The sequence below is a fragment of the Porphyrobacter sp. SLTP genome (genome assembly GCF_009905735.1).
Classification (GTDB): Bacteria; Pseudomonadota; Alphaproteobacteria; order Sphingomonadales; family Sphingomonadaceae; genus Erythrobacter.
Window position 1 is genome coordinate 100867 of the sequence record NZ_JAAALE010000010.1, and the last position, 18590, is coordinate 119456.

16 protein-coding genes are annotated in these 18590 nt (G+C 64.8%); 7 read left to right on the forward strand and 9 right to left on the reverse strand.

Annotated features, from left to right (window positions below):
- The first annotated feature begins 17 nt into the window (after positions 1-17).
- Complete coding sequence (gene metK / locus GVM20_RS10320; protein ID WP_166547112.1) at positions 18-1229, forward strand: methionine adenosyltransferase; 1212 nt, start codon at positions 18-20, stop codon at positions 1227-1229.
- A gap of 22 nt (positions 1230-1251) precedes the next feature.
- Entirely contained in the window at positions 1252-2445 is a 1194-nt protein-coding gene (locus tag GVM20_RS10325) for a DUF418 domain-containing protein (protein WP_353653139.1), read from the forward strand.
- On the opposite strand, the gene GVM20_RS10330 is transcribed toward GVM20_RS10325, so the two are convergent.
- The 7 genes from GVM20_RS10330 to GVM20_RS10360 all read right to left on the reverse strand — a co-directional run bounded on the left by GVM20_RS10330 (position 2442) and on the right by GVM20_RS10360 (position 7524).
- Positions 2442-2864, reverse strand: coding sequence for a hypothetical protein (locus tag GVM20_RS10330; protein WP_166547113.1), 423 nt, complete (start codon positions 2862-2864; stop codon positions 2442-2444). The genes GVM20_RS10325 and GVM20_RS10330 overlap by 4 nt on opposite strands.
- Before the next feature lie 55 nt (positions 2865-2919).
- Positions 2920-3318: a hypothetical protein gene (locus GVM20_RS10335; RefSeq protein ID WP_166547114.1), complete on the reverse strand. Its 399-nt coding sequence runs from the start codon at positions 3316-3318 to the stop codon at positions 2920-2922.
- 87 nt (positions 3319-3405) lie between these two features.
- Complete coding sequence (locus GVM20_RS10340; protein WP_353653140.1) at positions 3406-3960, reverse strand: GbsR/MarR family transcriptional regulator; 555 nt, start codon at positions 3958-3960, stop codon at positions 3406-3408.
- A gap of 168 nt (positions 3961-4128) precedes the next feature.
- Positions 4129-5280: a CaiB/BaiF CoA transferase family protein gene (locus tag GVM20_RS10345; RefSeq protein ID WP_166547148.1), complete on the reverse strand. Its 1152-nt coding sequence runs from the start codon at positions 5278-5280 to the stop codon at positions 4129-4131.
- 2 nt (positions 5281-5282) lie between these two features.
- Complete coding sequence (locus tag GVM20_RS10350) at positions 5283-6167, reverse strand: alpha/beta hydrolase (protein WP_166547115.1); 885 nt, start codon at positions 6165-6167, stop codon at positions 5283-5285.
- Positions 6167-6802, reverse strand: coding sequence for a 3-oxoacid CoA-transferase subunit B (locus GVM20_RS10355; protein WP_166547149.1), 636 nt, complete (start codon positions 6800-6802; stop codon positions 6167-6169). Before GVM20_RS10355 ends, GVM20_RS10350 begins: the two co-directional genes overlap by 1 nt.
- The gene (locus GVM20_RS10360; protein WP_166547116.1) at positions 6802-7524 is read right to left on the reverse strand and encodes a CoA transferase subunit A; all 723 of its coding nucleotides are present in this window, start codon (positions 7522-7524) and stop codon (positions 6802-6804) included. The genes GVM20_RS10355 and GVM20_RS10360 overlap by 1 nt, the downstream gene beginning before the upstream one ends.
- 522 nt (positions 7525-8046) lie before the next feature.
- Between GVM20_RS10360 and GVM20_RS10365 the strand changes: the two genes are divergently transcribed.
- Positions 8047-10353, forward strand: coding sequence for a CDC48 family AAA ATPase (locus GVM20_RS10365; RefSeq protein WP_166547117.1), 2307 nt, complete (start codon positions 8047-8049; stop codon positions 10351-10353).
- 72 nt (positions 10354-10425) lie between these two features.
- Here the strand turns inward: GVM20_RS10365 and polA are convergent, their stop codons facing one another.
- Positions 10426-13260 carry a DNA polymerase I gene (gene polA / locus GVM20_RS10370; protein ID WP_166547150.1) on the reverse strand — a complete coding sequence of 945 codons (2835 nt, stop codon included), beginning with the start codon at positions 13258-13260 and terminating at the stop codon, positions 10426-10428.
- A 228-nt stretch (positions 13261-13488) separates the two neighbouring features.
- On the opposite strand from polA, the gene GVM20_RS10375 reads away from it, so the two are divergent.
- Positions 13489-13776, forward strand: a complete 288-nt coding sequence (locus tag GVM20_RS10375; protein ID WP_160759679.1) for a hypothetical protein — start codon at positions 13489-13491, stop codon at positions 13774-13776.
- A gap of 102 nt (positions 13777-13878) precedes the next feature.
- Here the strand turns inward: GVM20_RS10375 and GVM20_RS10380 are convergent, their stop codons facing one another.
- Complete coding sequence (locus tag GVM20_RS10380; RefSeq protein WP_166547118.1) at positions 13879-14910, reverse strand: serine hydrolase; 1032 nt, start codon at positions 14908-14910, stop codon at positions 13879-13881.
- A gap of 260 nt (positions 14911-15170) precedes the next feature.
- On the opposite strand from GVM20_RS10380, the gene GVM20_RS10385 reads away from it, so the two are divergent.
- The 3 genes from GVM20_RS10385 to rplT all read left to right on the forward strand — a co-directional run bounded on the left by GVM20_RS10385 (position 15171) and on the right by rplT (position 18460).
- Complete coding sequence (locus GVM20_RS10385) at positions 15171-17453, forward strand: DUF305 domain-containing protein (protein ID WP_166547119.1); 2283 nt, start codon at positions 15171-15173, stop codon at positions 17451-17453.
- Between the two features lie 395 nt (positions 17454-17848).
- On the forward strand, positions 17849-18052 hold the full coding sequence (rpmI, locus tag GVM20_RS10390; RefSeq protein WP_026092007.1) for a 50S ribosomal protein L35: 204 nt from the start codon (positions 17849-17851) through the stop codon (positions 18050-18052).
- 48 nt (positions 18053-18100) lie between these two features.
- A complete protein-coding gene (rplT, locus tag GVM20_RS10395; protein ID WP_160759675.1) occupies positions 18101-18460 on the forward strand; it encodes a 50S ribosomal protein L20 in 360 nt (119 codons plus the stop codon).
- Positions 18461-18590 lie beyond the last annotated feature (130 nt).

An 18590-nucleotide genomic window follows, 5' to 3' on the forward strand; every position in this document is an offset into this window, starting at 1 on the left:
CAGCCCCCGGAGTATTCATGCGCACCAATTACTTGTTCACCTCGGAAAGCGTTTCCGAAGGCCACCCCGACAAGGTCGCCGACCAGATTTCCGACGCGATCGTCGATCTGTTCCTGTCGAAAGACCCCGAAGCGCGCATCGCCTGCGAAACGCTGACCACCACCCAGTTGGTTGTCCTCGCCGGTGAAATCCGCTGCAAGGGCGTATTCGAGAACAACGAATGGGCGCCCGGCGCTCAGGAAGAAATCGAAGCCACCGTGCGCGAGACCGTCAAGCGCATCGGTTACGAGCAGGACGGCTTCCACTGGGAGAAGTTCGAATTCATCAACCGCCTGCACGGCCAGTCGGCGCATATCGCGCAGGGCGTGGACGCGGGTGAGAACAAGGATGAAGGCGCGGGCGATCAGGGGATCATGTTCGGTTACGCCACCGATGAGACCCCGGGCCTGATGCCCGCGACGCTCTATTACAGCCACAAGATCCTCGAACGTATGGCGGCCGACCGTCACTCGGGCGCGGCGCCTTTCCTTGAGCCCGATGCCAAGAGCCAGGTGACGCTGCGTTACGAAGGCTCGCTGCCGGTCGCCGCGACCGCGATCGTCGTCTCGACCCAGCACAAGCTGGGCTATGACGAGAACAATCCGGCCAAGCAGGCCGAGCTTGAAGCCTATGTGAAGAAGGTGATCGCCGATGTAATCCCGCCGGTTCTCCTGCGTGAGACCGAGTACTTCATCAACCCGACCGGCACGTTCGAAATCGGCGGGCCGGATGGTGACGCCGGGCTGACCGGCCGCAAGATCATCGTCGACACTTACGGCGGCGCGGCCCCGCATGGCGGCGGCGCGTTCAGCGGCAAGGACCCGACCAAGGTTGACCGTTCGGCCGCCTACATCACCCGCTACCTCGCCAAGAACGTGGTCGCCGCTGGCCTCGCCACCCGCTGCACGATCCAGATCGCCTATGCGATCGGCGTGTCGAAGCCGCTGTCGCTCTATGTCGATACGCATGACACCGGCACCGTGGGCGACGACACAATCGAACAGGCGATCCTCGGCATTGCCAAGCTGGGCGGTCTGACCCCGCGTTCGATCCGCACGCATCTCGGCCTCAACAAGCCGATCTACCAGCCAACCGCCGCCTATGGCCATTTTGGCCGCGCGGCTGAGGGCGACTTCTTCCCGTGGGAGCGGCTTGATCTGGTGGCAGATCTGAAGGCTGCACTCGCCTGATTTTGGAGTAAGGGTGCTGTCAGTGACGGCACCCGCTCCTTCCCCGAACCGCATCCTCGCGCTCGATGCGCTGCGGGGACTTGCCGTGATCGGGATCGTGGGCATGAATGTCCACGCCTTCGCGCTGCCGGGGCCAGCCTATTACAATCCGCTGTCCTACGGTGCGACGAGCCCGCTCGATTACTGGGTGTGGCTCGGGAGCTTCGTCTTCATCGAAGACAAGTTCCGCACGCTGTTCGCGATGCTGTTCGGAGCCGGGTGCCTGATCCTGATCGAGCGAAGCGGGACGGCCCCATGGCGGGCGCATTATGCGCGCATGGCGGTGCTGCTGGTGATTGGCCTCGCGCACGCGACCCTGCTCGCCAGCAATGACGTTTTGCGCGCCTATGCGCTGGCCGGAATGGCGCTGCCGCTGCTGACGGGGCTCTCGGCGCGGGCGCTGATCAACGTCGCCCTAGGCCTGCTGCTGGTTCACGTTGCCCTGGGCCTCGTCGCGCTGGGTGCGCCCTTGGTGGCCTATCACGTGGGGCAGGGCGGGCATGATGCCCTGCTGTGGGCCGAGCGGCAGTTCGGCCGCGATGCGCCGACGATTGCGATGCTGCTCGAACAGGGCCGCGAGGGGCTGGCGGAGAGGGTGGCGCGCCGCAGCCTTGGCATTCCGGCCCAGCTGGCGACGGTCGCGGCGTCACTGCCGCTCAACCTCTCAGCCATCGCGCTTGGCATGGGATTGTGGCGGGGCGGGATGCTCAAAGGCGAATGGCGGATGTTCCGGCTGCAACGCATCGCCGGGATGAGCGCGCTGGTGGCGCTGCCGGGGCTGTTGCTGCTGGCGGTGTGGCTGGAGGAGACGGGCTTCCCCGCGCCGCTTGTGGGGCCGGTGGCGCTGGTGCTTTCGGCGCCGTTCGACACGCTGCTCGGAGTGAGCTATGCCGCGCTGGCAATGGCGTTTCTCAACCAGGACAGCGGCTTGACCCGCAGGCTGGCAATGGTGGGCCGTTTGTCGCTGACCAATTACCTGATGACCAGCGTGATCCTCGCCGCGATCTTTGCCAGCTGGGGGCTGGGGTTGTTTGGCGAGGTGACCCGCTGGCAATCCCTCGCGCTCGGGTTGGTGCCGGTGGCAGCAATGCTGGCATGGTCGCCGTGGTGGGTTGCGAAGGTGGGACAGGGTCCGTTCGAGCGGTTGTGGCGGGCAGGCGCGCGTGCCTTGTCCTAAAGGGCCCGCTGCGCCTCGCGCCAGCGGCCCCAGCTGGTGCCGGTGACGAGGCCCGCGAAGCAGCCAGGAAGGCTGAGGAACAGCACTTCGCTACCGACGCCTCCGCCCATCCACACGAGCACCGCGACCGGCACCAGCAGGCCGAGCACCGCGCCCGTCATGGCATAGGTGCCGCCGTGCTCGTGCGCGCTTTCGCTGAGGAAAAAGGTCAGCGGCAAGCCGAACAGCAGCGCCGATCCCAGCACGAAAGCCCCGGACAGGACGAGTGGGAACAGCACCAGCATGGAGGCCGAAAGCGGGTCCTGGCCGTCCCAGAGGCTAAAGAGCATGGGGCCTAACAGCAACGCCATATAGGGCGCGGCGCCGGCCAGCGTCCCCCAGCCGACAGCGCGGGCAAAGGCGATCAAAGCGTGTGTCATGGCAGCCTCCTCGCAATCGGAGGGGGCGGCGCGAAGGTCGCCCCCTGCGGGTTGATCAGGCCTCGGGGCTCGCGGGCCGCGCCTGCGCCGCCCACTGTTCCTCGCGGAACCAGGTGCCGACCTTGCGGCCGAACTTGGCGATGGCATTCATGTTGAAGAAGTGCATGAAGCCGAGCGCCACCACCACGATGCCGATCTTGGTCGAGAGGAAGCGGATCACGTCCGCCGCATCTTCGGGCGAGGCGCCGAAGCGCAGGGTCAGCAGGATCCAGCCGAGATTGACGAGGTAGAAGCCCACCACCAGCAGGTGATTGGTCGATTCCGCCAGCGTCCGGTCATGCCCGAAGCATTCGACGAGGAAGACGAGGCCGTTCTTCGACAGGGTCTGCGCGACCCAGATGGTGAGGCCGATGCTGACGATCAGGTAAGCGACATAGGCGTAAATAACGTACATCTTCTTCTCCTGTTATTTCTGGAATTTCCGAAATTACTTTGCGTGGTTGTGCTCCAAGAGGCGGTTCTCCTTCGTCAGGGGTTCAGGTCAGGATTTGTCGCCGCCGCCCATGCCCGGCAGGAAGCGGGCGATGCCGCGGCCGAGCTTCATCAGCCGTACCAGCGTCGGCTTGGGCAAATGGCGCACGTCGGCATACCAGCCGGTCAGTGTGCCAATGAATTCGTGCATCCGCCCGATCCGCTCGCGCACATGGGGCGGCACTTCGCCGCGCGCCTTGATGCTGTCGGACAGTTCGCCGAGCAGGCGGATAGTGGGGTCAAGCTCGCGCTTCTTGCGCTCCTCGGCCAAGCGCATCAGCACCTCCCACAGGTCGGTCTCGGCAACAAAATGGTCGCGCCGGTCGCCCTCGATGTGGACGCGGCGGACGATGCCGTAGGATTGCAGTTCCTTCAGCCCGGTCGAGACGTTGGAGCGGGCGAGCCCGAGCACCTCGGTGATGTCTTCTGCATGGAGTGGCTGATCGCTGAGATAGAGCAGCGCGTGGATTTGCGCGACCGAACGGTTGACGCCCCAGGCACTACCCATCTCCCCCCAATGGAGGATGAAGGCGCGCGCTTCAGGGATATCCATCAGATCAGCCACGACTCGCAGCTCCTTTCTTGATTTCTGAAAATACAGAAAATTAAGATGGAGGCAAGCGTGATGTGTTTAGGGGGGACGAATAGCGCAGCTTTCCCACTCCTGCGCCGGGTGGCAGATTTTGTGCTTCTGGACAGTGTCTCATGTGTCTCCGACACCGTCGCGGCGTGGTCAGCCGTGTTCCCCGTGGATCGGGGAGGGTCGGTCGAGCGCGAGTTCCGCGTCCGAGAACACGAAGGGGCTGCGCACCCCCGCCATCCCGCCCAGCTCCACCCGCATCCCGCGCGCGATGATTTGGGGATCGGCGAAGACCTCGTCCAGCCGGTTGATCGGCCCTGCGGGCACGCCCGCTGCATGGCAGGCATCGAGCAAGCCCTGCTTGGTCCAGCCCGCCGTCGCCGCAGCAATCTCCGCGTCGAGCGCCTTGGCATTCGCGGTGCGGTCGCCATTGGCGGCGAAGCGCGGGTCGGTGGAGAGATGCTCCAGCCCCAGCACTGCCATCAGCTTGTGGAACAGTCCGTCATTGGCAGGGGCGAGGATCACATGCCCATCACGCACGGCAAACACCCCGTAAGGCGCCACTTGTGCGTGGGCATTGCCCATCCGGGGCGGGTTGTGGCCGGTGGTGAACAAATAGGTCGCCTGATTGGCAAGCAGTCCGACTGAGCACTCGATCAGGCTCATATCGACCTGCTGGCCCTTGCCGGTGCGCGCCCGCATCAAGAGCGCCGCCTGCACGCCGTTCGCGGCCCAGACGCCCGTCGCCAAGTCGCTGATCGAAATGCCCATCTTGACCGGATGCCCCTCCGGCTCGCCGGTGAGCGACATCAGCCCGCTCATGCCCTGCGCGACGAAGTCATACCCCGCCTCATGCGCCCTCGGCCCCGTCTGTCCGAAGCCGGTGATCGAGCAATAGACGAGACCCGGATTGGTGGCAGCAAGGCTGGGGTAATCGAGCCCGAACTTGGCGAGGCTGCCGGTCTTGAAGTTCTCGATCACCACGTCGGCATCGGCACACAGGCCGCGCACGCGGGCGAGGTCATCCGCGTCGCCGAAATCCGCGATGATCGAGCGCTTGCCGCGATTGCAGGCGTGGTAATAGGCGGCCTCGCGGTGGACTTTGCCCTGCGCATCGGTGCGTTCGACCCACGGAGGGCCCCACAGCCTTGTGCCGTCACCTTCCGGGCTTTCGACCTTGATCACATCCGCGCCGAGATCGGCGAGGATCTGCCCGCAGAACGGCCCAGCCAGCACGCGAGCCAGCTCCACCACCTTGAGGCCGGCGAGTGGCGCGTTGGGGTTACGAGGCTCAGCCAGCCACATCGTCATTCGCCCATCCGCGCCTTGAGGAAAGCGACAGAGTCAGCCAGCACCGGGCCCTTGCTGCGGAACGGGACGGAAAGCGCCATCACGATCTCCTCGTGATCAAGCGGCCCGTAGTTCTTGACCTCCACCGGCGCGCCAAGCTCGCGCAGCGTTGCCCCGAGATTGTTGGCGTTTCGGGGACGCACCGTCTCGTCACCGTCGGACGTCACCAGCAGCAGGGGCGGCGCATCGGCGCGAGCGAAAGTGATCGGCTGCGTCGCCTCGGGCTGCGGCCATTCACTGAACGCCGCGATCGAGCGCGGGCTGTCGAAGGGGTAGAAGTCATAGGGCCCGGACAGGCCGACCGCTGCCTTCACATTGGCCGGATCAGCCCCGACCGCCACCAGGCGCTTGCTGTCCAGCGCGAGCATGATCGCCTCGTAAGCCCCGGCGGAGTGGCCCATGAAGGCGAGGCGCTCGGGATCGCCGCCGAACTGCGCAATGTTGTCCTCGACCCACGCCACCGCTTCGGCGCCGTCATCAAGGAAGGCGGGGAAGTGGACCTGCGGAACCTTGCGATAGTCCGGGATCACCACCACAAACCCTGCCCGCGCCAGGGCCCGCCCGGCAAAGGCGTAGGAGGTGCGGTCGCCCTTGGCCCAGCCGCCGCCGTACCAGAAGATCACCACCGGCCGCGCCGCGCCGCCCGCCCTTTCGGGCACCCAGATATCGAGGGTTTGCCCGTGGCTGCCGAAAGCGGCGCCCTCGGCCACCTGCTGCGCGCCCGCGGTCCCGCCGCGCGCCCTGTCATAGAGCGAAAGCAGCCGCGGGGGCGAGGTGAAGGCGAGGAAGCTCCCGATCACGAGGACCAGCGCAAACAGCCCGAGCGCAATGCCACGCCGCATCAGACCACGTAATGCGCGGTTGTGGTCGCGGCGATATCCGCCTCGGTCACGCCTGGCGCCATCTCGATCAGGCGGAACGGCGAATTGTGGTCGGGGCGCTGGAACACCGCGAGGTTGGTGATCACCATGTCCACCACGCCCGCGCCGGTCAGCGGCAGAGTGCAGGCGGGGATGAACTTGGGCGTCCCGTCCTTGGCGGTGTGGTCCATCACCACGATGATCTTCTTGACCCCCGCGACCAGATCCATCGCGCCGCCCATGCCCTTGATCATCTTGCCGGGGATCATCCAGTTGGCGATGTCGCCATTCTCGGCCACCTCCATCGCGCCGAGCACGGTGAGGTCGATATGCCCGCCGCGGATCATCGCGAAGCTGGTGGCGCTGTCGAAATAGGCCGAATGCGGCAGCTCGCTGATGGTCTGCTTCCCCGCGTTGATGAGGTCCGCGTCGACCTCGTCATCATAGGGGAAGGGCCCGATGCCGAGCATTCCATTTTCGCTTTGCAGTGTCACCATCATCCCTTCGGGAATGTGGTTGGCCACCAAGGTTGGAATGCCGATGCCGAGATTGACGTAATAGCCGTTCTTCAGCTCGCGCGCGGCGCGGGCGGCCATCTGGTCGCGGTTCCAGCCCATCATGCTGTCTCCCTTTCCCGGACAGTCCGGAATTCGATCTTCTTGTCATAGGGCGCGCCGCAGACGATCCGGTTGACGAAGACGCCCGCCAGATGGATCTGATCGGGGTCGAGCGCGCCTGCCGGGACCACTTCCTCGACCTCGGCAACGCAGATCTTGCCGCAGGTCGCCGCGGGCAGGTTGAAGTTGCGGGCGGTCTTGCGGAAGATGAGGTTGCCGGTCTCGTCCGCCTTCCACGCCTTGACGATGGCGAGGTCGGCAAAGATGCCATGTTCAAGGATATAGGTCTGCATCACCCCGTCACGATCGGGAAAGTCCTTGTGCTCCTTGCCCTGTGCGACCTCGGTGCCGACCCCGGTGCGGGTGTAGAAGCCGGGGATGCCCGCGCCGCCCGCCCGCATCCGTTCGGCGAGCGTGCCTTGCGGGCAGAACTCGACCTCAAGCTCGCCTGCGAGATATTGCCGTTCGAACTCCTTGTTCTCCCCGACATAGGAGCTGATCATCTTCTTGACCTGCCGCGTGCGCAGCAGCTTCCCGATGCCTTCATTGTCGATCCCGGCGTTGTTGCTGGCGAAGGTCAGTCCCTTCACGCCCGAATCGCGGATCGCATCCAGCAGCCGTTCTGGCAGTCCGCACAAGCCGAAGCCTCCTGCGGCAATCAGCATGTCATCGCGCAGCACGCCGGCGAGCGCGCTGGCGGCGTCGGGATAGAGCTTGGTCATCGGGCCTGTCTGCCTTTTGTGGTCGTGGGCAAGGTCAATCCCTCCTCTCGGGATCGAGGCCGTGACTAGAGCGTTACCGTCCCGCTGTCACGCCCACCGATGGGTAAAGTCGAATCGCGGTTCATGTTGCGTCGCAATACCGTCACATTCAAGAAATCTGCCCAAATATTAAGCGGATGCCGCCGATTTGGGCAGAAATTTGCAAGATTGCGCACAAACCTGCACATTTTTGGGGTCTAGTTGCGTTCTTTGCAACAAAATAGGCTTGTTTCGCACTTGCACAATGAAGCCGGTTGCGCCATTTAGATCCTGCCTTTCAGGCATCCTCTCCCAAACTTTTCAAGCCCGGCACCCAGTGCCGGGCTTTTTTCTTGCCCGGTCCCGAAGCGTCGCCGCGCGCCGGTTGGAGGTCGCCGGGCTCGTGTCCGCCTCTGTCGGCCAACCCTCCGATTGCATTCGATTGCTGCCGTTCCTAGCTATCGGTCTCGCAAATGAATCTCTTCGACTGCACAGGAACGCCCCATGGCCGACGCCGAAATCGCCACACCCATCCGCAGCGTGCGGTTACAGGTTGCCCCAGCGCGCCAGGAAGAATCGGGAGCCGGGATCGCGCGGATGCCGCGTTCGGCCTTTCAGAAGCTCGGGATAACCGAGGGCGATGTGGTCGAAATCCGCGGCAAGCGCACCACCGCGGCAATCGCGATGGCGGCCTATCCGGAGGATGACGCGCTGGATGTGGTGCGGCTCGACGGTTTGCAGCGCGGCAATGCGCAAGGCGGGTCGGGTGAGCATGTCGAGATCGTGCGCGGCGAATCGCGCCCTGCCACGCGCGTGGTCTTCGCCCCGGCCCAGCGCGAAATGCGGCTGCACGGGCCGACGCAGGCCTTGAAGCGCAACTTCTTCCGCCGTCCGCTGATGGCAGGCGATCTGGTCGCCACCACCGGGCAGCAGCCGGTGCAGAACATGCCGGCCGACGTGCGCCAGTTGTTGCGCGCGCCCGCCTATGCCCTGACCCAGATCCGCCTCACCGTCGCCTCGACCAGCCCCAAGGGCATCGTCCATATTGACGAGAACACCGAAGTCGAACTGCGCGCCGAGTTCGAGGATCCGAGCCACGGCCGCGCGGTGGTGAATTATGACGATGTCGGCGGGATGGAGGAGACCATACGGGCACTGCGCGAGATGGTCGAGCTGCCACTGCGCTATCCCGAATTGTTCATCCGCCTCGGGGTCGAACCGCCCAAGGGCGTGCTGCTCCACGGCCCGCCGGGCACGGGCAAGACCCGCCTGGCGCAGGCTGTCGCGAATGAAAGCGACGCCGAGTTCTTCACCATCAACGGCCCGGAAATCATGGGTTCGGGCTATGGCGAATCGGAAAAGCGCCTGCGCGAAGTGTTCGAGGAAGCCAGCCGCGCTGCGCCTGCGATCATCTTCATCGACGAGATCGATTCCATCGCGCCCAAACGCACGCAGGTGCCTGGCGAGGCGGAGAAGCGGCTGGTGGCGCAGTTGCTCACCCTGATGGACGGGCTGGAGAAGCGCGCCAATCTGGTCGTGATCGCCGCCACCAATCGCCCTGACGCGATCGACGAGGCGCTGCGGCGTCCCGGCCGGTTTGACCGTGAAATCGTGATCGGCGTCCCTGACCAGCGCGGACGGCGGCAGATTTTTGGCATTCACACCCGCGGGATGCCGCTCGAGGGCGCGGTTGATCTCGATGAACTCGCCCGCGTCACCCACGGCTTTGTCGGCGCGGATATTGCCGCGCTGGCGCGTGAGGCCGCGATTGAAGCCGTGCGCCGGATCATGCCGCGGCTTGACCTTGATGAGCGCACGATTCCGCCCGAAGTGCTCGAAGACCTGTGCGTGTCGCGCGACGATTTCCTCAGCGCCTTGAAGCGCGTCCAGCCTTCAGCGATGCGCGAAGTGATGGTGCAGGTGCCCAATGTCGGCTGGGACGACATCGGCGGCGCGAGCGAGGCGACCGACAAGCTGCGCGAAGGGATCGAGCTGCCGCTGAAGAACCCCGAGGCGTTCCGCCGTCTGGGCATCCGTCCGGCCAAGGGCTTCCTGCTCTATGGTCCTCCGGGGACAGGCAAGACCTTGCTCGCCAAGGCTGTCGCCAAGGAGGCCGAGGCGAACTTCATCTCGATGAAGTCGAGCGATCTGCTCTCCAAGTGGTATGGCGAGAGCGAGCAGCAGATCGCGAAGCTCTTCGCCCGCGCCCGTGCGGTGGCGCCCTGCGTGGTGTTCATCGACGAGATCGATTCGCTGGTTCCGGCCCGCGGGTCAGGCCAGGGCGAACCGCAGGTGACGGGCCGCGTGGTCAACACCATCCTTGCCGAAATGGACGGGCTGGAGGAGCTGCAATCGGTCGTCGTGATCGGCGCGACCAACCGCCCGACGCTGGTCGATCCGGCGCTGCTGCGGCCAGGTCGGTTCGACGAGCTGGTCTACGTCGGCACCCCGGACAAGGCCGGGCGCGAGCATATTCTCGGCATTCACACCGCCAAGATGCCGCTGGCCGAGGATGTCGATCTGGCGCTGCTATCGGGCAAGACCGAGCGCTTTACCGGCGCGGACCTCGAAGATCTGGTGCGCCGCGCGGGTCTTTCCGCACTGCGGCGTCTGGGCGGCGATGTCACCGAGGTCGCAGCGCAGGACTTTGAGGCCGCGCTGCTGGATTCGCGCGCAACGGTCACGGTCGAGATGGAGGACGAATACAAGAAAATGCGCGGCGAGCTGAAGAAGCGCGCTGCTGCCGTGCAGCCGATCGGCTTCTTCCCACCGGAGACGCTGACGCCGACCCGGGACAAGAAGCACGATTAAGTGTTTTACAAATGTTCCACGTGAAACATTGGCCGTATCGTCATCCCAGCGACCGCTGAGGTGACGATATGGCTAGTGCGCCGCGTCCCAGCTCATCCCGGTGCCAATATCCACACCCAGCGGCACCGACAGCTCGACCGCAGGCAAAGCCGCCTCGGCCATCACTTGCCGGATAATCGGGGTTGCAGCCTCCACCCGGGCCTCGGGCAATTCGAACACCAGTTCGTCATGAACCTGCAACAGCATGCGTACGTCATGCAACCCGGCGTCAACCAGTGCCGGAAGCATCCGCGCCATCGCGCGCTTGATGATGTCGGCGCTGGTGCCCTGGATCGGGGCGTTGATTGCGGCGCGCTCTGACCCCTGCCGTTCGGCCTGGTTCTTGGAGTTGATCCGCGGGAACCATGTCTTGCGGCCGAACAGCGTCTCGGAATAGCCCTTGGCCCGCACGCTTTCGAGCGTTTCGTGGATGTAGCGCTGGATGCCGGGGAAGCGCTGGAAATAGGTGTCGATCATCGCCTGCGCTTCTTCCGGCGGCACTTCCAGACGACCCGCCAGGCCCCAGCGGCTGATGCCATAGAGAATCGCGAAGTTGATGGTCTTGGCCCGCGCCCGGGTGTCGCGGGTGACTTCGCCGAACATTTCGCGCGCGGTGCGGGCGTGGATGTCCTCGCCTTCGGCAAAGGCTTCCTTCAGGCTGGCAACATCCGCCATATGCGCGGCGAGCCGCAGTTCGATCTGGGAGTAGTCCGCCGCCAGCAGCACATTGCCCGGTTCCGGGACAAAGGCCTCGCGGATCTGGCGGCCGATGGCGGTGCGGATCGGGATGTTCTGCAAGTTCGGATCGGTCGAGGACAGGCGCCCGGTCTGTGCGCCGACCAGACTGTAACTGGTGTGCACCCGCCCCGTTGCCGGATTGATCGCCTCCTGCAAGGCATCGGTGTAGGTTGATTTGAGCTTCGCCAGCTGGCGCCATTCCAGCACCTTGCGGGCAATCGGCGCGCCTTCGACCGCAAGTTTCTCCAGCACCGACACATCGGTGGAATACTGCCCGCTCTTGCCCTTCTTGCCGCCCTTGTAGCCGAGCTTGTCGAACAGGATATCGCCCAGCTGCTTGGGGCTGCCGACGGTGAATTCCTGCCCTGCTAGTGCGTGAATCTCACCCTCCAGCCGGCCGATTTCGATCGCGAATTCCTCCGACAGCTTGGCGAGCCGGGCGCGGTCGACCCGGATGCCTTCGCGCTCCATCGCGGCGACCACCGGGATCAGCGGGCGGTCGACCCGCTCGTACACCCGGCTGCCGCCCTCGACAGCAAGGCGCGGCTTCAGGTGGCGGTAAAGCCGCAGGGTGACATCGGCATCCTCGGCAGCATAGGCGGTGGCGCGGTCCAGCGGGACTTCGCCGAACTGGATCGCCTTCTTGCCGGTGCCGCACACGTCCTTGAACGGGATCGGGGTGTGGCCGAGGTGGCGCTGGGACAATTCGTCCATCCCGTGACCGCCGCCCATGCCTTCCTCGCCGCGCCCGGCATCGAGCGCGAAGCTGATCACCATCGTGTCGTCGATGGGCGCCACGGCGATGCCGACCCGGGCGAGGATGTTGAGATCGTACTTGCCGTTCTGAAACACCTTGAGGACAGCATCGTCCTCCAGCAGCGGCTTCAGCGCGGCGAGGGCCTGCGACACCGGCACCTGCTCGGGCTTTTGCGCGAACATGTCGGTACCGCCATGCGCGAGCGGGATGTAGCAGGCATCATTCGGGCCGAGCGCGAGGCTGACGCCGACCAGTTCCGCGCGCATCGGATCGAGCGAGGTGGTCTCGGTATCGACCGCCACCAGCCGTGCGGCAGTGGCGCGGGCGACCCAAGCTTCGAGCCGATCGAGTGTCTGCACCGTCTCATAGGCGCTGTGATCAATCGGGGCCATGTCGGGAAGCGGCTGGCGGCTTCCCTCGCCGCTGCCGTTCGCCGCGACGGTTGTCGGCTTGGGCGGGTTGAGATCGGTCGGGCGCGAGGGGCTGCCCGATCCCGCATCCAGCCGCCGCAGCAGCGAGGTAAAGCCGTGCTTCTGGAGGAACGCCGCCAGCGGTTCGGGCGGCACCGGCCCCAGCACCATTTCCTCAAGTGGCTGCGGCAGGTCGCAATCCTCTTTCAGCGTGACGAGCACCTTGCTGAGTTCCGCATCGGCCCGACCCTCGATCAGGCGCTCCTTGAGCTTGGAGGGCTTCATCGCCGGCGCCGAATCGAGCGCGGCGGTCAGCGAGCCATGCTCGGCGATCAGCTTCGACGCGGTCTTGGGGCCGATCCCGTAAATGCCGGGCACATTGTCGACCGCATCGCCCATCAGGGCCAGCACGTCGCCGACCAGTTCGGGACCGACGCCGAACTTCTCCTCGACCTCTTCCAGCCAGATGCGCTGGTTCTTCATCGTGTCGAGCATGTCGATGCGGGCACCGTTCACGTCGCCGATCAGCTGCATCAGATCCTTGTCTGAGCTGACGATGGTGACATCCCAGCCGCGTTCCTGTGCGCGGCGGGCATAGGTGGCGATCAGATCGTCCGCCTCCAGCCCCGGCACTTCGATGCAGGGCAGGCTGAAGGCGCGGGTGGCGTCGCGGATCAGCGGGAACTGCGGGACGAGGTCTTCTGGCGGCTCGGGCCGGTGGGCCTTGTAATGTTCGTAGAGATCGTTGCGGAAGCTGATGGATCCGGCATCCAGGATCACGGCCAGATGCGTCGGCCCCTCCGCCGCGTCGAGATCGGCGGCCAGCTTCCACAGCATGGTGGTGTAGCCATAGACCGCGCCAACCGGCGTGCCTTCCGGGTTCGTCAGCGGCGGGAGCCGGTGATAGGCGCGGAAGATATAGGACGAGCCATCGACGAGGTAGAGGTGCTGCTTTTCGGCCATGCCGCCTGCTAGCACCCGCCGTGCTTCGCGGGTAGGGGTCTGCAACAGCCCCATTCGCATCTCAATTGTGGCAAAAATGCGGCAGAATTGGGGCGGGTTGCCTTATTCCACCTTGTCGAGCCGGGTTTCCCGCCCTATCTTCTTTCGTGAACCGGACGAGAGAGAAACCGGTTTCGGCGCGCATTGCCCAGCATCGCGTTGCAATCGCAGAGATAAGGAATTCACACCATGCGCAAGATCATCCTCGCTGCCGCCATCGCTACTTCGGCCCTCGGTCTGGCCGCTTGCAGCGAATCCACCGAAACCGAAACCGATGAAGCCGTCGACGCGATGGCCGCTGACGCCGAAGCCGCTGGCGATGAAGTTGCCACCGACGTGACCACCGCTGCTGACGCGACGGCTGAAGACATCAACGCCGCTGCCGATGAAGCCGCCGATGAAGCTGTGAAGACCACCGACGAAATCGGTGAAGCTGCCGCGAACATCGCTGCCGAAGCTGAAGACGCCGCCGAGTAATCGGCCCGAAGCTCAACGCTGCTCAGGCGGCACGGGCTACGAAAAAAGGGGCGGTGCCACCCGGCGCCGCCCCTTTTTGCTGCCTGTCGTAAGAACGAAGGCTCAGCCGCCGGTGGCGTAAGGCGCGTTCGCCCAATTCCGGGTCGGGTTGGCCTGCGCCCGGACAGCGAAGCCATCGTAAAGCGCGCGCGCAATTGCGGCGATGCGTTCTTCGCGGGCCTCCTTGCTGCCCTGTCCGGTAACATAGATCGCCACGGCAATCGTGCGGCCATCGGGGCATTCGATGATGCCGATATCGCTGGAGGTGTTGTTGAGCGAACCTGTCTTGTGGCTCACCCGCGCTTCGAGCGGGATATGCGCGGGGATGCGGCGCTTGCCGGTGACGGTGCGGCTCATGGCGGCGAGCAACACCTGCCGGCTCTGGTCGGACAGGAAATCGCCGCGATAAAGCCCGGAGAGCAGCCGCACCATCGCGCGCGGCGTCGCGGCATCGCGGGTGTCGATGTGGACGGCCGGGTTGTACTCGCCGTCATCACGCACCAGCGTGGCAATGTCGCGGTTGATCGAGAAGTTGGTGATCCCCTGCCGCCGGATCCAGTCATTGACCACTGCCGGGCCGCCGACCGCTGCCAGCAGCGCGTCAGTCGCCGGGTTGGACGAGCGGGTGATCATGATCTCGATCAGGTCGATCGCGGGCATGTATTGCCCCGCGCGCACCGGCGCCTTGGTCGAGGAATACTTGGCCGAGGCGACCGGCATCATCAGCGGAAATTCGGAGGTCAGGGTATAACGCCCCTGTTCGACCATTTCGAGGAAGGTGGCGGCAATCGCGACCTTGCTGGTCGAGGCCATCGGGAACAGCTGGTCGCCCAGCACCATCACTTCTTCGCCCGTGGCCAGGTCCACCGCGGCGACCCCGATTCGGCCCTGAGCCGGATCGGCAAGTTCGGCGATTCGCTGCTGCCAGTTGCCGGCGTAGAGCGCCTCAAAGCTGGGAGGCTGGCGCGCTTCGGTGCCGAAGGTTGCCGCGAAGGTGTCCTCAAGATCCTCCGGGCCTGCCGCAGCAGGACTCGCCATCACCGCAAGCGAGGTGGCGAGGCCGATGAAAGCAGCGAAAAAGCGGGGGCGTGTCATGAGGACAAGCTACTCCAACAGGGTTTCTTGGGGCTTAACGATGCACTTATCCACGCCCGATTCGCCGCGGCAAGCGCTCATCTGGGCGCATGCGACGAAAGGTGCGGCGCACGCGACAGAGCCGCACACCGAAGCGTCATGCACCTGCTCGACCGCGGTAGGAGGTTCGTCGAAAGGCATCTTGCCGACCATCACATGGGCTTGACTGCGCCCGCCAAGGCGGCAGTCTGCGGGTCAAGCACTTCTCCAAGGGGACAATCATGACCGATACCGCTCACCGCAGCGCCGCGCGCGCTGCCTTTGCCGCTTTGCTGCTGTCCACCTCGGGCGTCGCCTATGCCCAGACCGTGCAGATCGTCCAGCCGGGTGCGCCGGGGCAGGCGAGCAAGACGCTGACCGCGGATCAGGCGACCAAGCTGGCGCAGGCGAGCTATACCGCGTCCGACGTCGCCTTCATGCAGCACATGATCGTCCACCATCAGCAAGCGGTCGAGATGGCGGTGCTGGTCAAGGATCGCACCAACACCGCTGACCTGCTCGCGATCGCGGGCCGGATCGAGTCGAGCCAGGCGGACGAAATTTCTTTCATGAAAGCCTGGCTGAGCGAACGGGGCGAGCCGGTCGAAGACCCGATGATGAAGGGTCACGGCGAACATATGCACCACATGATGAAGGGCATGGCCTCGCCCGATCAGATGAAGGCGCTGGCTGCGGCCAAGGGCGTGGAATTCGACCGCCAGTTCCTGACGCTGATGATCGCGCATCATGAGGGCGCGGTGGACATGGTCGAAAAGCTGCTCGACGAAGACGGCACGGCCGCTGACCCCGTGCTCTACCAGTTCGTCGGCGATATCGACAGCGAGCAGACCACCGAGATCAAGCGGATGGACAAGCTGCTGGCTGGCCTGTCGGGCGATCCGCGCTCGGGTCTTGCCGCCGGGTTCGACAATGCGGGCGAGGCGATCCTGAACCTCACCAAGGTGGCGACCCTGCCCAAGCCCGCCGGGTTCTTCAACCCCGCCAACCCGGCCGATCTGCGCCCACCGGTGCCGCCCAAGAAGGACAAGGATGCAGCGAAGGAGGAAGCCAAACCCGAAGCGACGCCTGCAACCGCCGTCGCCGCGGCTGACCCCGCCGCCGCCACGCCGGCGCGCGAGGAGGAAGACCTCACCGAATTCGCCGAGCGTTCCCCGCTGCTCGATTTCGCCAACACCGATATCGCCTTCTTCGATGATGTGATGGTGGCCGGCTCCTATCACGGGTTCAACATCTACAAGCTTGGCACCGATGGCCTGCCCAACCTGATGAGCAGCGTCGTCTGCCCCGGCGGGCAGGGCGATGTCTCAGTGGTCGGCAATATCCTTGTGATGAGCGTCGAGCAGACCCGCGGGCGGGTCGATTGCGGGCTGGAAGGCGCGCCGGGCAAAGTCAACGAGGAACGCTTCCGCGGCCTGCGCATCTTCGACATCTCCGATCTCGCCCGTCCGGTGCAGGTCGGCGGAGTGCAGACCTGCCGCGGCAGCCACACCCACTCGATCGTCAGCGCCGATGAAACCCGGATCGTGGTCTATAACTCCGGCACCGCCGGTATCCGCGAAACCGAGGAGCTGGCCGGCTGCATCGGCGAGATTCCGGGCGACACCCGCACCGCGCTGTTCTCGATCGACGTGATCGAGATTCCGCTGGCCGATCCTTCCAAGGCGCGCATCGTCAAGAGCCCGCGCGTTTTCGCGGACGAGAAAACCGGCTCGATCGCGGGCCTGTGGACCGGCGGCGATCATGGCGACGGCACCCAGCGCACCGCCCCGACCGATCAGTGTCACGACATCACCGTCTTCCCGGCGCTGAAGATGGCGGCGGGCGCGTGCTCGGGCAACGGCCTGCTGTTCGACATTGCCGACCCGCTCAACCCCAAGCGGATCGATGCGGTGACCGACACCACCTTTGCCTATTGGCACTCGGCCACCTTCAACAATGATGGCACCAAGGTGATCTTCACCGACGAATGGGGCGGCGGCGGGCGGCCGCGTTGCAAGGCCTCCGATCCCAAGACCTGGGGCGCCAACGCAATCTACGACATCGTCGATCGCAAGCTAGTGTTCCGCGCGCACTACAAGATGCCTGCCCCTCAGACCGACATGGAAAACTGCGTCGCGCACAATGGCTCGATTGTTCCGGTGCCGGGCCGCGACCTGTTCGTGCAGGCCTGGTATCAGGGCGGCCTCAGCATCATGGACTTCACCGACAGCGCGAACCCCAAGGAAATCGCCTATTTCGACCGCGGGCCGATCGATACCAAGCAGATGATCGTGGGCGGTTACTGGTCGACCTACTGGTACAAGGGCCACATCTACGGCACCGAGATCACCCGCGGGATCGACGTCTTTACCCTGAAGCCGAGCGAGCACCTGACCGAAGCGGAAATCGCCGCTGCCGGGGCCGCGAAGTACGAAGACAACCGCTTCAATCCGCAAACCCAGACCCGCGTGACATGGGACAAGAGCGCGATCGAAGCCGCTGAAGCCAGCCGCAAAGGCGGGTAGGCAGCCCGGGGGGATTTGCCGACGGCAGCTTTCGCGGCTTTTGCGCCCCGAAGCTGCCGTTCGGGAAGCGACTCCATGGCCGCCATCCCCGTCACCCCAGCGAAAGCTGGGGCCTAGGGCCTCATGGGGCGGCGCTTTCCGCCCTAGGTCCCAGCTTTCGCTGGGATGACGGACAGGGCAAGAATTCACCCGATCCCCGGTCACTCCGGCACCAAACGGTAGTTCCCGAAAGCCGCCGCTGCACGGACGGACGGTAGCGGCCTGCACCCCATCCCCCTTGCCTTTGCGTCCCTTCCCGCCTAAGCGCGCGCACTTCACTGACACGAATCAATCAGCCGGCCTGGCGACAAGGGCTGCCATGGCCGGTTCCGACGTGTCTCACCTAGGAGATGAAAATGCCCAAGCTGAAGACCAAGAGCGGTGTGAAGAAGCGCTTCAAAATCACCGCCACCGGCAAGGTCAAGCACGGCGTCGCTGGCAAGCGTCACCGTCTGATCAGCCACAATGCGAAGTATATCCGCACCAACCGCGGCACCTCGGTCCTGTCGGCGAATGATACGCCGACGATCAAGAAGTGGGCGCCCTACGGGCTGGATTGATGCGAGCGGGCTCTGCCCCACGCGTCCCGATAATAAGGATATACTGATATGACTCGCATCAAACGCGGTGTTACCACCCGCGCCAAGCACAAGCGGATCCTCGAGCAAGCCAAGGGCTATCGTGGTCGCCGCAAGAACACCATTCGCGTCGCCCGTCAGGCGGTCGAAAAGGCTGGCCAGTACGCTTACCGCGACCGCAAGGTTAAGAAGCGCACCTTCCGCGCCCTGTGGATCCAGCGCATCAACGCCGCCGTCCGCATGGAAGGCCTGACCTATTCGCAGTTCATGCACGGCATCAAGCTGGCGGGCATCGAACTCGACCGCAAGGCGATGGCCGATCTCGCGATGAACGAAGGCGGCGCCTTCAAGGCCGTGATCGCTCAGGCGAAGGCTGCTCTTCCGGCGTAAGCACTGAGCGGCTTCGGCCCGAACACCAAATCTGGGGCGGCTTCCTTGTGGAAGCCGCCCCTTTCTGTTGCGCGCTGCGCGACCGTGAATTGTATGAATCCGCCATCCTTCTTGTAAAACCGCGCCACCT